The organism is Streptomyces gobitricini (genome assembly GCF_039532985.1).
In the GTDB taxonomy this organism is placed as follows: Bacteria; Actinomycetota; Actinomycetes; order Streptomycetales; family Streptomycetaceae; genus Streptomyces; species Streptomyces gobitricini.
Genome location: NZ_BAAASR010000008.1, coordinates 1 through 13,825 on the forward strand (window position 1 = coordinate 1; position 13,825 = coordinate 13,825).

Genomic DNA, 13,825 nt, shown 5'->3' on the forward strand with positions numbered 1-13,825 from the left:
CGAGGCGGGCGCCGGCTTGGGCGCCGCCGCGGGCTTGGGAGCGGGCACCTGGGCGGGCGCGGGTCCCGGAGCAGGGGCGTCGCCCGGCCCCCGTACCGCCGCCCGGGCAGCGGCGGGCCCACCGCCCGGCCCGGCGGGCGGCACCTGGGCGTGGGCCTCGGGCCCGGGTACGTATCCCATGGCGGGCCCCGGCCCCGTCGCCTGGAAGGCGGCGCCCTGGACCACCGAGCCGCGCTCCAGCCGGTCCAGCCGGGCCAGCAGCGACCGCTCGTCGGTGAACGCCGCGGGCAGCAGCACCCGGGCGCAGATCAGCTCCAGCTGGAGCCGGGGCGAGGTCGCCCCGCGCATCTCGGTGAGCCCGGTGTTCACGATGTCGGCGGCCCGGCTGAGCTCGGCGGCGCCGAACACCGACGCCTGGGCCTGCATCCGCTCGACCACGTCGGCGGGCGCGTCGATGAGCCCCTTCTCGGCGGCGTCCGGCACCGCCGCCAGGATCACCAGGTCGCGCAGCCGCTCCAGCAGGTCGGTCACGAACCGCCGGGGGTCGTTGCCGCCCTCGATGACCCGGTCGACCACCTCGAACGCGGCGGCCCCGTCCCCGGCGGCGAACGCGTCCACCACCGAGTCGAGCAGCGAGCCGTCCGTGTAGCCGAGGAGCGCCGTGGCCATGGCGTATGTCACACCGTCCTCGGCGGCGCCGGCCAGCAGCTGGTCCATGACGGACATCGAGTCACGCACCGACCCGGCCCCGGCCCGCACGACGAGCGGCAGCACCCCGTCCTCGACCGGGATCCCCTCCTTGCCGCACACCTCGCCCAGGTACTCCCGGAGCGTCCCGGGCGGCACGAGCCGGAAGGGGTAGTGGTGCGTACGCGACCGGATGGTCCCGATGACCTTCTCGGGCTCCGTCGTCGCGAAGATGAACTTCAAGTGCTCCGGCGGCTCCTCGACCACCTTCAGCAAGGCGTTGAAGCCCGCCGAAGTGACCATGTGGGCCTCGTCGATGATGTAGATCTTGTAGCGACTGCTCGCCGGCCCGAAGAAGGCCTTCTCCCGCAGGTCACGGGCGTCGTCCACGCCACCGTGGGACGCGGCGTCGATCTCGATGACATCGATCGACCCCGGCCCGTTCCTGGCCAGGTCCTGGCAGGACTGGCACTCCCCGCAGGGGGTGGGCGTGGGGCCCTGCTCACAGTTCAGGCAGCGGGCCAGGATCCTCGCACTGGTCGTCTTGCCGCACCCGCGCGGCCCGCTGAACAGGTACGCGTGATTGACCCGGTTGTTCCGCAGGGCCTGCTGCAGCGGGTCGGTGACATGCTCCTGCCCGATGACCTCGGCGAAGGACTCGGGGCGATAGCGGCGGTACAGCGCAAGGGACGACACCCTTACGACGATATCGGGCCCCACCGACAAACGACCCGGCCCACCGCGACCCCCGCCCCCAACGCAAGCGCCCCTCACGCACCCGCCAGAGCCGACCTACCCTTGCTGCCTTCCGGCCCTGGGGGAGTTCAGTCAGATAGCGCCACGTGAGGGGCTGCGCCCAGCCTACCCGATGCCCCGGCCTCCCGGAGCACCCCCGGGCCCCTCGGACACCATCGGCCGGCGGCCGGAGGGAACGGGTTCGCGAGCACTCCTCAACGTCTTGTATTGTTTGCGGCGGAGGATTCGCCTAGAGGCCTAGGGCGCACGCTTGGAAAGCGTGTTGGGGGCAACCCCTCACGAGTTCGAATCTCGTATCCTCCGCCAGTGCCTCACCGGGCACGATGTCGAAGGGCTCCACCGTTCGCGGTGGGGCCCTTCGACGTGCGTGGTCGCAGTTTTCGTCGCAGTTCCCGTCTACCGCCTGTTGAGGACGGACCGGCACACGTTGCAGTACATGGCGGCGTTCCGCCCGTAGCGCCGCATCATCTGGCCGCAGTCGGCGCGCTCGGCTTCTCGGCCGAGGGCCGGCCGACGGCGACAGCGGACGGCGACACCGCCGCCTGAGCGCCCCCATCCGGCCTGTGCGCTGAGCTCCGCCGGTGAAACACGCCTGGGGTCGGGCCGCAGGGCATGCGGCCCGGCCTCAGGCCCTGCCCAGACTTCGTGATCAACCCTCCGCGTCCCGAGCCTGACTGGTTCAGCAGCCCTGGTAAGGGTGCTTACACCAGGAGTATGGTCTCGTATATGGCGACGAAGAAAGTCACTGTGACGATTCCCGAAGACCTCCTCGAGGAGATCCGCGCCGACGCGGCCGAGCGGGGACTCTCGGCGTATGTGGCCGAAGCACTGCGGTTCAAGCGCGACCGGGACCGGCTGCTGGAGCTGGTCGACTGGCTGCAGGATGAACACGGCCCGGTCACCGAGGACGAGCACGCGGCAGCACTCGCAGGACTGGAAGATCTCGACGCTGAGCACGAGCGCCGCCGCACCACCGGAGGACACAACGCCGGAGAGGCCGCGTGAAGAAACGCGCCGGTGAGCACAGCCAGCGGCCACTGCGCGTCTTCGTACTCGACTGCGAAGCCCTGTCCCTGGCCGTGCGCGGCGACCGGAAGATGATCGCCTGGCTCGACCTCGCGGCCCGGGGTGAAGCCGAAGTGGTGACGTCCCCGCTGACGCTGATCGAGGCGTACGACGGCAGAACAACCGAACAACGCTGGGACTGGGTGCTCTCCCGGCTCATGGTCGCCGACATCGGAAAGGACGAGGCCCGCCAGGCCCGGCGCCTCCTGGCTGACGCCAAGCTGCACGGTCACGAGTACGCGATCGATGCCGTGCTCGCTGTCATCGCACGCCGGCAGAAGGGGCAGGTCACCGTCTTCACCTCGGACGTGGACGACCTGGAGAAGCTCCTCCCGGACACCATTGTCGTCAAGAAGGTATGACCCGGCGCCCGGTCTCAGTTCTGGTCTCGTTCGCCCCCGTCCAGCACCGTCCACCGCCCGCCCCATCCCGCACTGCGCCCCAGGCCGGGAAGAGCCCGGCTTCGATCGCTCCCCTTGAGGTTGCGGCTCACCAGCGGTCAGCCGTCGGCCAGGGCGGTGCAGGCCTTCCACGGCGGACCACGCCACTGGGCACTTCCCGGCTCCAGGTCGTCGGCATCGGGAAGGACGACGCCCGCCAGGCACGTCGGCCGCCGACCGATGCCGGGTTGCACGGGCACGGGCACGGGCACGGGCACAAGTACGCGATCGATGCCGCGTCCGCCGTCGTGGCCCGACAGCGGAAGGGGCAAGTCACCGTCTTCACTTCGGACGTGTGACCCGGCCCGCGCTGCTCGCTCCGGAGGGCTGGTCCGCGGGAGCGGGCCGGCCCTCCGGCTTTCACCCGGCGAGCGGCCCGGCCGTGGCGTCGAGGTCCTTGGCGTACAGGTCGATGGCGCGGCGGTACTGCTGGACGGAGGGGTCCTGGCTCGTGGTCGCGAGGAGGTCCAGCAGGATGCCCATGGCCTCGTGGTGGTCGCCCGTGTTGTAGAGGGCCATGGCCAGGAAGGTCCGCAGACCGCCGTCGTCCGGGTACTCCGCCACGCCGCGGCGGAAGGTCTCCACGGCGCGGGCGTACTGGCCGAGTACGCGGTAGGTGCTGCCCAGGCCCAGGAGGGCGCCGCGGCGGTCCTCGTCCGGGAGGCCGGTGCCGGCCAGGCAGCGCTCGTAGAAGGGGATCGCCTCGGCCTCCAGGCCCAGCCGGTCGTGGACGCAGGCCGCGCGGTAGTTCACGCGCGCGTCGTCCGGGTCGCGGGCGACCAGGTCCAGCAGTTCGCGGCGGGTAACTTCGAGGTGGTCGTCTTCCGTTGCGCTCATGCGCACATCGTCGCAGCGCCGGCTTCCCGCGGGGCCGGAACCACGAGGGAACGGATCGGGAAGCCCTCCCGCCAGACTCGCCGCAGTCGATGGAGGAGGCCGCCCCATGACGGACACCCTGTCCGGCTCCCCGCCGGACACCCGGTCCGCGGAACGCGTCCTGATGGTGCTGCCCTCGGAACGGCTCGTACGCACGGCCGCCGCGGCGGGATGCCGGGTGTGGTCGGTGTGGGACCCGGCGCTTCGCGAGCGGGCCTATCTCGACGAGGTGGCCCGGCACTCCGAGCGGCTGCTGCTGGCCGACCTGGACGACGAGGCGGGCTTGCGCGCCCTCATCGCCCGTACCGCCCGCGAGCACCGGGTGACCCATGTGCTGCACCTGGGCGGCGCCCGGGCCGTGACCCCCGTCCTCGCGGAGGCCGAGGCCCTGGGGCTCGGGGCCAACCCCGTGGACGCCGTACGGACGCTCGGCGACCGGGGTGCGATGCGGGAGCTGCTGTGGAGCTACCCCCGCCTGCGCGTACGGGCCGAGCGCGCCGTCGACGCCGCCGCGGTCCGGCGGGCGGTGACGCGGTTCGCGGGCTTCCCCGTCGTGGTCAAGTCCGCGGAGGTGTCGGGTTCGTGCGGGGCGACGCTGCTGCGGGGGCCGTACGGGCTGGCCGACTGGGAACGGGCGGTGGTGGCCCGCGGCACGCCCGGGCCCTTCCTCGTCGAGGAGTACCTGCCCGGTCCCCAGTACGCCGTGGAGACGCTCAGCGTCGACGGGATGCACCAGGTCGCCGGCATCACGACCACCCGGACCACCGGTCCGCCGCACTTCGAGACGGTCTCCCACGTGCATCCCGCGCCGCTCGGCGACCGTGCCGAGGCGGAGATCCGGTCGGCGGTGTGCGCGCTGCTGGACCTCGCCGGATTCGAGAACGGTCCCACGCACACCACGGTGGTGCGGACGCCGGACGGGATCCGTGTCCTGGCTTCCCGCGCGGGCCTCGGCGGGGACGGCATCCCCCTGCTCGTGGAGCTGGCCCGCGGCACGGACCTGGAGGCGGAGTCGTTCCGGGCGCTCACCGGCGGTCTCCTGACCCCGCCCGCCCTCGGCCGCACCGCCATGGCCGGTTTCGTCCGGCTCCCCGGCGCACGCCCACCCGGCGGCCCCGCGATCGACGCGCTCCGGGCGCTGCCGTACGTCCGCGACGTCGACGTACGGGCCGACGACGTCCGCGCCGATGAGGGACGGGCCGACGACGCACGTGCCGACGAGGGACGGGCCGACGACGTACGTGCCGACGAGGGACGGGCGCGGGCCGTGGACGTACGGGCACCGGCCGGGCTCCGCGTACGGGTGGTCGTCGTGGGGGACGGGCCGGGGGATGCCGCCCGGCACCTTGCCGCCGCCCGGAGGCTGCTGGGGGCGCCGCACGAGAACCGTCCGGAAGCCGCGCGCATCACGTGAGGCGTACGGACCGGTGAACCGCAACCGACCTCGACCAGGGAAGCCAGCAGGACGCAACGATCCGGAGGACGGACCACAGGTGGACATTCGCCAGCTCACGACCTTCCAGAGGGCCGCCACGCTGCTCAGCTTCAGCCGGGCGGCGGCCGAACTCAACTACGCGCAGTCCAGCGTCACGGGACAGATCAGGGGTCTGGAGAACTCCCTGGGAGTCGCGCTGTTCGAGCGGCTCTCCGGCCGGCAGGTCCGGCTCACCCCGGCCGGCCAGCGGCTGCTCCCGTACGCGGAACGCCTGCTGTCCCTCGCCGACGAGGCACGCGGGGCGACGGCCGGTCCGCCCGAGCCGTCGGGGCAACTGGTCATCGGCACCATGGAGACGCTCGCCACCTACCGGCTGCCGCCCGTCCTGGAGTACTTCCACCACCGTTACCCCGGGCTCCAGTTGGTGCTCAGACCGGGGTCCGGAACGGAGATCCTGCACGCCCTGCGGCAGGGCACGGTCGACCTCGGCCTGCTGATGTCGGCCGAGACGCAGCACCGCGGGGTGGACAGCGAGGTCCTCGGGCCCGAGCCGCTGGTCGCGGTCGCCGGTCCCGGACACCCGCTGGCGGGGCGGGCGCGGGTCACCTCGGCGGACCTGCGGGACGTACCGGTACTGGCGCCGGAGTCGGGGCGTGGCCACCGGCGGCTGCTGGAGGCGGAGTTGCGCAGCCGTCCTGGGGCTCCCGTACCGCTGCTGGAGTCGGGGACCGTCGAGTCGACCAAGCGGTGGGCGGCGGCCGGACTCGGGGTGGGGCTGCTGCCCGCCGTCGCCGTACGGGAGGACGTGGCAGGCGGCGCGCTGGTCGCGCTGGCCTGGCGGCCGCCCTTCGAGGTGTTCACCCAGCTCGTCCGGCGCCGCCGCACCTGCCTGACCCGTGAAATGCGGCTCTTCGTCGAGCAGACCGGTGCCTTCCTCGCCGAGGAGCAGAAAGCCGCCGCGGCATGACCCACCTGGCCTTTTCCCAGCACCGGATCCCCACCCATCGGAATGTCCGAATGCCGAATTGCCGTAAGCCGATGAGGAATTCATTGACCGACCCCGCGCCGGCTGATGGAATCACATCATCAACACGGACCGCCCCTCACAGCGGAAATACCGTGACCGTGCTCGGCGAAAAAGGAGTCGACCATGAACAGCAAGGCGATCACCACCACCCAGGCCCACCAGATGCTGACCGGCCTGTACGCCTCCGGCGCGCAGTTCGACGCCGACTGGAGCGGCGTGGACGACGAGACCATGGCGAAGCTCCGCGACGCCGCCGCCTCCGGTGACGAGGCCCTGCAGACGCTGCTGACGAACCTGGCGTTCACCAAGTTCGAAGGTGCCGACCAGGCCGCTCGCCTCTCCGCCTCGCTGGCCGGCATCAAGCAGGCCGCCGTCGCGGAGATCTTCGACGAGCTCCCGACCACGTCCATCGAGGACCTGCGCGCCGCCGCCGAGGCGGCGGGCTACGAGGTCGAGATCCTCGCCTGACGCGGCAAGGGGCGGCACGGTCCGGTCCCGGACCCCAGGGTCCGGGACCGGGCCGCCCCGGGACCGCCTTCCGGGCCTTCCCGGGCCGTTTCCGGGCCTTCCCCGGATTCTTTCCGGACCTTCTCCGGGTTTCCTTCCGGGCCTTTTCCGGGTCCTTTCCGTGACCCTTTCCGGGTTATTTCCGTGACCCTTTCCTGGGTTCTCTCCGGATCCTTCCGGGCCTCCCAGGCCTTCCGGGTCTCTCCACCCGGACGGTTCTCCCGGGTACTTGTCCAGGGAGCTTCTCCCGGGCGCTTCCCGGACGATTCTCCGGGCCGCCGGCCACCGCCCCGCCACCGGCCGACACGACGAAAGAAAGAGGGACCATTGTGAACGAGCCGTTCTCCATTGATGGACTTTGCTGGCAGGAAAACTGGCGGATCGAGAACGGGAACGATTCCTACGTCGTCCCCTTTCCGACGCTGCGGCCGGCGACGCTCGTGTTCCACGGCGAAACGAAATTCAGCTACGGGCACTACGGCATCCACCTCGGCCAGGCGGACGTCCTGACCTTCCTCGGCCCCAGCACCGGGACGGTCACCGGCCACTTCATCGACTGCCGTGAGGGCTCCCCGACGGCCGGCGTCCGAGAGGTGCACACCTGGGCCCCCGGGTCGGCCCGGGCGCTCTACATCCCGCCGGGCGTGGCCCACACCTTCGACGGCCTGGAGTACGTCAACACGATCAACTCCTACGAGCTCTTCCTGCCCGACCCCGAGGAATGGGTGCACGGCACGCTCGACTGGCAGCCCGACGCGGACATCATCAACCTCCCGCTCGACGTCACCGACGAGAACCTGCCGCTCTACAAGCCCAACTCCCACCCGGCGAGCGAACTCTGGTACGACATGGTCGCCGCCCAGCAGCGCGCCATGATCCCCAAGGTGGCGTACGAGTACCCCGTCACCCGCGACGTGCGGCTGGCCGACGGCACCGTCCGCCGGGTGGAACTGCGCAGGCTCCTCCAGCGCAGTGAGCGGAAGAACTGGGAGCCCCTGGCCGAGGTGTTCGGTCTCGGCTGGGTGCGGCACCCGGTGATCTCCTCCGGTCCGGAGTCCGGCTTCTCCGCCCTCCTGGACCGGCACCCGCTGTACTTCATCGACCACGGTGAGACCGCTTACACGCACGACGCGTACGGGATCCACCTGGGCCAGGAGGACCGGCTGACCTTCGCCGGACCCCGCGACCAGGAGGTCACGCTCCACCTCATCGACACGCGGGTGGACTCACCGACGTACGGTGCCGACGTCACCTACCGGTTCTTCCCCGACCCGGAGCGCTACCTGCTGATCCCGCCGGGAGTGGGCCACGCCTTCGAGCACCTGGAGAACGTCTACACGGTCAACCGGCCGCGCACCCTCCTGCCCGAGGACGGGAGCGAGTACCAGCCGGGCAACGACGTCATCGACTGGCCGGTCGCCAAGCGCCCGATCCCGTCCCTGCGGGCCAACACCGTGCCGGCGGGCCGCGAGTACTACGAGGCCAGGGTCGCCGACCAGAAGCAGCTGCGGGCGATGCCCGTCACCCACTCCACGCCGTCCGTGATGATGATCAAGGGCAAGGACGGCAAGGAGATCCGGGTCGCCCTGCGCAGGAAGGTCCCCGCCGCCTCCTGACCCGGGTGATCCCACGACCCCGCGACTCCACGACCCCACGCCCCACGCCCCACACCCTGCCCCCTCCCACGACCGTGGGCGCGGCCGCCGCGACGACGCCGGCCGCGTCCACGGCGCCACGCGTCGCCCCGTCCTCACCCCCAGGTGCCCTACCGGAGTTGGGAATCCGATGCTGTCCCTGTCCACGCCACTGGCGCCCTTGCGGCACCGGAACTACCGACTGCTCTTCATCTCCTTCGTCATCAGCATGCTCGGGGACGGCGTCTGGCTGGTCGCCCTGCCCTGGGTCGCGATGGAGCTGGGCGGCAACAGCTCCGATCTGGCGATGGTGGTGGGCGCCGAGGCCGTCGGCCTCATCTCCTGCGTCCTGATCGGAGGTGCCCTCGCCGACCGGTACCCGCGCAAGCTGGTCATCGGCTGGTCGTACGCGGCCGCCTTCACCGTCCTGACCGCGCTCGCCGTCGTCCACCTGACGGGGAGCCTGCAGATCTGGCAGCTGGTCGGCGCCGCGTTCGTGCTGGGCGCCGCCGCGGCGATCAGCGGCCCGGCGTCGGACGCCTTCACTCCCGACCTGGTGCCGAAGGACGACCTGCACGCCGCCAACGCGATGGAGTCGGTCGTACGGTCCCTGGCCGTCAGGATGGTCGGGCCGGCGGTCGGCGGACTGCTCATCTCGCTGATCGACGCGCTCAGCATCATCGTGCTGAACGCGGTCAGCTTCGGTGTCGCGGCCGCATGTGTGGCGATGATCGTCGTGCCCCGTTCCGTGAACGCCTCCATGAACGCCTCCGAGGACGAGACCCGGGCCGAGGCCGGGGCCGGCACCGAGGCGGCCGACGCGGACGGTGTCCCGTACCGCGAGGCGCTGCGCTACCTCTTCAGCGAGCGCTGGCTGTGGGTCCTGATCGTCTGGTCCGGCCTCGTCCTGCTCCTCCAGTCGGGGCCGCGACAGATCCTGCTGCCGTTCGTCATCCACAACGACCTGGGTGGCGACGCCCGTGACTACGGGGCGCTCATCGCCGTCACCGGTATCGCCGCGGTGGTCGGGTCGCTGGTACTCGCCTCGCACAAGCCACCGCGTGACTACCCGCGCCGGATGCTGCTGGCCTGGACGGTCGGTGCCGCCCCGCTCGCGCTGATGGTCTTCGTACCGTCCTTCTGGATGCTGCTGCCGCTGGGCGCCATGTACGGGTTCTTCTCGACCGTCGGCAACGTGTACTGGTCGACGCTGGTGCAGACCTCGGTGCCCAACGCCGTCCGCGGCCGCGTCATCAGCATCGACTGGCTGGGCTCCCTGGCCCTCGTCCCGCTGTCGGCGGTGCTGGCCGGCCTGAGCCCGGACCGCGACTTCATCGTCTGGCTGTTCGTGCTCGGCGGCGTACTGCCCGTCCTGCTGACGCTGGCCACCGTGCGATGGGTGGACCTGCGGGCGCTGCGCACCGACGGGCCGGACAGCGCCGCCGGCCCTGCGGAGACGGACGGTGGCACGGCGGACGGACGGGCCGAGAAGGACGGCGGCACGGCGGACGGACGGGCCGAGAAGGACGGCGGCACGGCGGACGGACGGGCCGAGAAGGAGCGGGCGACCGCGACGACACCGTCCTGACCGCCCTCCTGACGTACGGACGTCCGCTCGGTACCGTCCCCCGAGGAAGACGGGGGAAGGGAAGGGGACGGGTTCGGGAACCCCCACCACCAGTATCGGGAGCACCAAGAGCAACCGGACGGACTGATCCAAGGGGTGGGACATGCGCAGCAGGGTGGCCAGAGTGGCCGGAGGACTCGTCATGGTGTTCGCGGTCGCGGTGGGGGGCGTTGCCACGGCGGCGCACGCGGGCCAGGTGCCCGGCGGTACGTCGCGGGTCGTCGCGGGTGACGAGGGACCGTCGGCCCCGAAGCCCGGAGTGGCGGCCGTGACCGGGGCCTCTGCCGAGGGCTCCCCCGCCGGGACCTCCGCCGGAGCCTGAACCGGGGCCTGAACCGGCGCGGTGGCGCGGCCCCTGGCCGGGCGACTCCCGGGGGTGCCCCGGCGGGCCGGGGGTGTTCGTCAGGCCCAGGTGCGGTGGGTGGCCGGAAGGCCCAGGCGGTCCAGGAGCGCGTCGGCCTCGCGGCGGTGTTCCCCGGCCGCCCGGGTGTCTCCCGCATCCTCGGCGGCGCGGGCCAGGCCCGCCAGGGCGCAGGCGGCTTCCACCCGGTAGCCGAGTTCGGTGCAGCGCCGCAGGGCGCTCGCGTGCAGCCGCAGCGCTCCGGTCGGGTCACCGCTCCGGCGGTGGACCCGGCCCACGATGTTCTCGACCTCGGCGGACCGGAGCCTCGCCCCCGAGCGGGCGACGATGTCCAGGGCCCGGTCCGCGTCCGCGAGGGCACGCGCCCGGTCGCCGAGGAGCTGCCGGGCCTCCGCCGCGAACGCCAGGGCGAGGGCGTGGTTCTCCGACCTGCGGGTCTCGTCACCGAGCGCCAGGGCCCGTTCGAGGGTGCCGAGCGCCTCCTGGACGTCACCGGTGGCCAGGTGGGTGGCCGCCAGTTCGATCAAGGCCATCTTCTCGTTGTCGTACGAGCCGATCCGCCGGTTGATGAGCACGGCCCGCCGTGCCGCCCCGGCGGCCTCGGTGAACCGGCCGAGCCAGCGGTAGACGGGGCTGAGGTTGTTCCAGCTCTCGGCCTCACCGACCTCGTCGCCGCTCTCCTTGCGCAGCACCACCGCCCGTTCCAGGTGGCGGAGCGCGGTGGCGACGTCCCCGAGCGCGCTGTGCAGCAGACCGAGCCGGCCGACGCTGATGGCCTCGTGCTGCCGGTCGCCGGACCGCCGGGAGATCTCCAGCGCCTCGGAGGCCGCCGCCACGCCGTCGGTGAACCGGCCGAGCCTCCAGTACGCCACGGCCAGGTTGTTCAGGCTCAGGCTCACCAGCGTCGGGTCGCCCAGGCGGCGTGCGGCGCGGACGGCGGCGAGGCCCTGCGCCGCCTGCTCCTCGACGCGGCTGCGCGTGTAGTAGTAGAAGGCGAGGTTCCGGGAGAGGTGCAGCACACACCGCTGGTCCGCCGCGTCTCCCGCCCGGTCCAGGGCGAGCCGGATCGCGTGCTGCTCCCGGTCGAACCAGGCCAGCGCGTCGTGGGCCGTGGGGAAGGTCGGCAGCTCCACCGGCACGGTGGCACCCGTCGCGTACCGCAGCCGGTCGGGGAAGAGCACCGCGCACGCCGCCTCCGTCGCTCCCAGGTAGTACGGAAGGAGGCGTTCCGCCACGACGCCCACACCGTCACCGTCCGCTCCTCCGACCCCGTCACCGCCCGCTCCTCCGGTCCCGGCGCCGCTCTCCGGGGCCCGTAGCGACCGGGCGAAGCTGCGTACCAGGTCGTGGAAGTTGTACAGCTCCTCGGTGTGCTGCTGGAGGAGGTGGACGTCCAGCAGGTGTTCCAGTACGTCCTCCACCTCGCGGGCCGGCGCGCCCGCCAGCGCCGCCGCCGACCAGACGTCGATCTCCACGCCGGGGTGCTGCCCCAGCAGCTGGAACACGGCCCGCTGCCGTGCTCCCAGCGACTGGTACGACAGCTCCAGCGCGGCCGTGACGCTGCGCTGTCCGGCGCTCAGCTCGTCCAGCCGCCGCGTCTCGTGCCTGAGCCGCTCCACCAGGTGGCGCACCGTCCACCGGGGCCGGTTGCGCAGCCGGGCCGCCGCGATGCGCAGGGCGAGGGGCAGCCCGCCGCACAGCTCGGCCAGTTCGGCCACCGCCTCCGGTTCCGCGGCCGTACGCGCGGCACCGAGGGTCTCGGCGAGGAGCGCCGCGCTGTCCCCGGGCGCCAGCATGCCGATGGAGAACCACTCCGCGCCGTCGAGGTCCACCAGCCGGGCCCGGCTGGTGACCAGGACCAGGCAACCCGGGGACGCGGGCAGCAGCGGCAGCACCTGGGCGGTGTCCGCGGCGTTGTCCAGCAGGACCAGGACCCGCTTGTCCGCCAGCGCCGCCCGCCACACGCGGGCACGTTCCTGCACGCCCTCGGGGAGGGGCCGGTCGGAGGGGCCCAGCCCCCGCAGCAGACTCTCCAGGGCCGCGCCGGGCTGGAACGGGCTCTCGCCGGGGGTGAAGCCGCGCAGATCGATGTGGAGCTGGCCGTCGGGGTAGTACGGGGCGAGCCGGTGGGCGGCGTGCACGGCCAGCGCCGTCTTCCCGGCGCCGCCCATCCCGTCGATCGCGATGACGCGCGTCGACTCGCCACCGGAGCGGCGGGCATGGGCGAGCAGCGCCTCCAGCTCCTCGTCGCGGCCGGTGAAGTCCGGGAGGTCGTACGGCAGGGCGCGGATGCCCTGCGGGTGCGCGGGATCGGAGGTGGACGAGGGCGTTGCTCCCGTTGCCGCCCCGCCGCGCTCACCGGCCGGCGCCGTCGCCTCCGGCACGGGCGCGCCGTGCGTGGCCGGGTCCGCGGGCCCCGCACCCGGCCGCGACCCCGCCGTGCCCGTGCCCGTACCGGTCCCTGTCCCTGTCCCTGTCCCTGTCCCTGTCCCCGGAGTGTCCGGTACGGGTACGGGTACGGGGCCGGCGATCCGGAGAGGCGCGGCGAGCGCCGGGTCCTCCCGCAGCATCCGCTCGTGCAGCGCCACCAGCCGCGCACCGGGGTCGATGCCCAGCTCCTCCGCGAGGAGCGCCCGCACCGCACGGAACTCCTCCAGGGCCTCCGCTCCCCGCCCCGCCCGGTACAGGGCCAGCATCAGGTGCCCGCGCAGTGCCTCCCGCAGCGGGTGCTGCGACACGAGTCCGCGCAGATCACCGACCAGTTCACCGGACTCTCCCAGAGCGAGACGCAGCTCGTAGTGCTGCTCGGCCGCCGCCAGCCGGCGCTCCTCCCACACGGCCGCCGCCGCCTCGATCACCCTGCCGCCGCGCCCCGCCATGACCGGCCCGCGCCACAGCGCCAGCGCCCGGCCCAGCGCGTCGGCCGCCTCCTGGCGCCTGCCGAGCGGGACGGCCTCCCGCGCCGCACGCAGCGCGTCGGCGAACTCGGCCAGATCCAGCCCGTACCCGGAGCTCTCGGCGCGGTACCCCGGGCCGTCCGTGACGATGACCCCCGCGCCGCCCGGGATGCGCCGGCGCAGGTCCGACACCGCCTTGCGCACCTGGTGCCCCGCGCTGGAGGGCGGCGCCTCGTCCCAGGCCGCCTCGACGAGCCGCGCGACGGGGACGACTCTCCCGTGCTCCAGGAGCAGGGTGCCGAGGATGCGCTCCTGGATCACGCCGCCGAGCCGCAGCCGCGTCCCCGCGTACCAGGCTTCCATCGTGCCGAGGACGTGAAAACGAAGACCTGCCCCGAAATCCACGCGCGCCCCCTTCCGCTGGTCCGGCGATCCTAGTCTCGTGGGTCTCCAGGGCAATGGCTCACGCCAGCCTGATCAGCGGAAATGCGTCGGGGGCGAGGAGCCTGCGGC

Annotated in this window: 11 protein-coding genes, 1 tRNA gene and 1 other RNA gene; 9 read left to right on the top strand and 4 right to left on the bottom strand. The window is 72.7% G+C overall.

Features of this window, described 5'->3' with window-relative positions; translation table 11 throughout:
- Both ABD347_RS08100 and ffs read right to left on the bottom strand, forming a co-directional pair.
- On the bottom strand, positions 1 to 1,383 hold a 1,383-nt coding region (locus ABD347_RS08100), incomplete at its 3' end, for a DNA polymerase III subunit gamma and tau (protein WP_344358293.1).
- Positions 1,384 to 1,443: 60 nt separating this feature from the next.
- Positions 1,444 to 1,542, bottom strand: an RNA gene (ffs, locus tag ABD347_RS08105) — signal recognition particle sRNA small type.
- A gap of 119 nt (positions 1,543 to 1,661) precedes the next feature.
- On the opposite strand from ffs, the gene ABD347_RS08110 reads away from it, so the two are divergent.
- The 3 genes from ABD347_RS08110 (at position 1,662) to ABD347_RS08120 (ending at position 2,870) form a co-directional block, all read left to right on the top strand.
- A tRNA-Ser gene (locus ABD347_RS08110) sits at positions 1,662 to 1,749 on the top strand.
- A 420-nt stretch (positions 1,750 to 2,169) separates the two neighbouring features.
- Complete coding sequence (locus ABD347_RS08115) at positions 2,170 to 2,448, top strand: ribbon-helix-helix domain-containing protein (RefSeq protein WP_344358296.1); 279 nt, start codon at positions 2,170 to 2,172, stop codon at positions 2,446 to 2,448.
- A complete protein-coding gene (locus ABD347_RS08120) occupies positions 2,445 to 2,870 on the top strand; it encodes a hypothetical protein (RefSeq protein WP_344358299.1) in 426 nt (141 codons plus the stop codon). The genes ABD347_RS08115 and ABD347_RS08120 overlap by 4 nt, the downstream gene beginning before the upstream one ends.
- Positions 2,871 to 3,308: 438 nt before the next feature.
- On the opposite strand, the gene ABD347_RS08125 is transcribed toward ABD347_RS08120, so the two are convergent.
- The gene (locus tag ABD347_RS08125; RefSeq protein WP_344358301.1) at positions 3,309 to 3,785 is read right to left on the bottom strand and encodes a tetratricopeptide repeat protein; all 477 of its coding nucleotides are present in this window, start codon (positions 3,783 to 3,785) and stop codon (positions 3,309 to 3,311) included.
- Between the two features lie 106 nt (positions 3,786 to 3,891).
- On the opposite strand from ABD347_RS08125, the gene ABD347_RS08130 reads away from it, so the two are divergent.
- The 6 genes from ABD347_RS08130 (at position 3,892) to ABD347_RS08155 (ending at position 10,376) form a co-directional block, all read left to right on the top strand.
- Positions 3,892 to 5,238 (top strand): ATP-grasp domain-containing protein, encoded by a 1,347-nt coding sequence (locus tag ABD347_RS08130; protein WP_344358304.1) that lies wholly within the window; start codon positions 3,892 to 3,894, stop codon positions 5,236 to 5,238.
- A 79-nt stretch (positions 5,239 to 5,317) separates the two neighbouring features.
- The gene (locus tag ABD347_RS08135; protein WP_344358307.1) at positions 5,318 to 6,226 is read left to right on the top strand and encodes a LysR family transcriptional regulator; all 909 of its coding nucleotides are present in this window, start codon (positions 5,318 to 5,320) and stop codon (positions 6,224 to 6,226) included.
- A gap of 183 nt (positions 6,227 to 6,409) precedes the next feature.
- The gene (locus ABD347_RS08140; protein ID WP_344358310.1) at positions 6,410 to 6,754 is read left to right on the top strand and encodes a hypothetical protein; all 345 of its coding nucleotides are present in this window, start codon (positions 6,410 to 6,412) and stop codon (positions 6,752 to 6,754) included.
- A 368-nt stretch (positions 6,755 to 7,122) separates the two neighbouring features.
- Complete coding sequence (locus tag ABD347_RS08145; protein ID WP_344358313.1) at positions 7,123 to 8,409, top strand: hypothetical protein; 1,287 nt, start codon at positions 7,123 to 7,125, stop codon at positions 8,407 to 8,409.
- Between the two features lie 169 nt (positions 8,410 to 8,578).
- Positions 8,579 to 10,015, top strand: coding sequence for an MFS transporter (locus ABD347_RS08150; RefSeq protein WP_344358317.1), 1,437 nt, complete (start codon positions 8,579 to 8,581; stop codon positions 10,013 to 10,015).
- A 142-nt stretch (positions 10,016 to 10,157) separates the two neighbouring features.
- Entirely contained in the window at positions 10,158 to 10,376 is a 219-nt protein-coding gene (locus ABD347_RS08155) for a hypothetical protein (protein WP_344358319.1), read from the top strand.
- 80 nt (positions 10,377 to 10,456) lie between these two features.
- On the opposite strand, the gene ABD347_RS08160 is transcribed toward ABD347_RS08155, so the two are convergent.
- Positions 10,457 to 13,717: an AfsR/SARP family transcriptional regulator gene (locus ABD347_RS08160; RefSeq protein WP_344358321.1), complete on the bottom strand. Its 3,261-nt coding sequence runs from the start codon at positions 13,715 to 13,717 to the stop codon at positions 10,457 to 10,459.
- Positions 13,718 to 13,825: the final 108 nt, after the last annotated feature.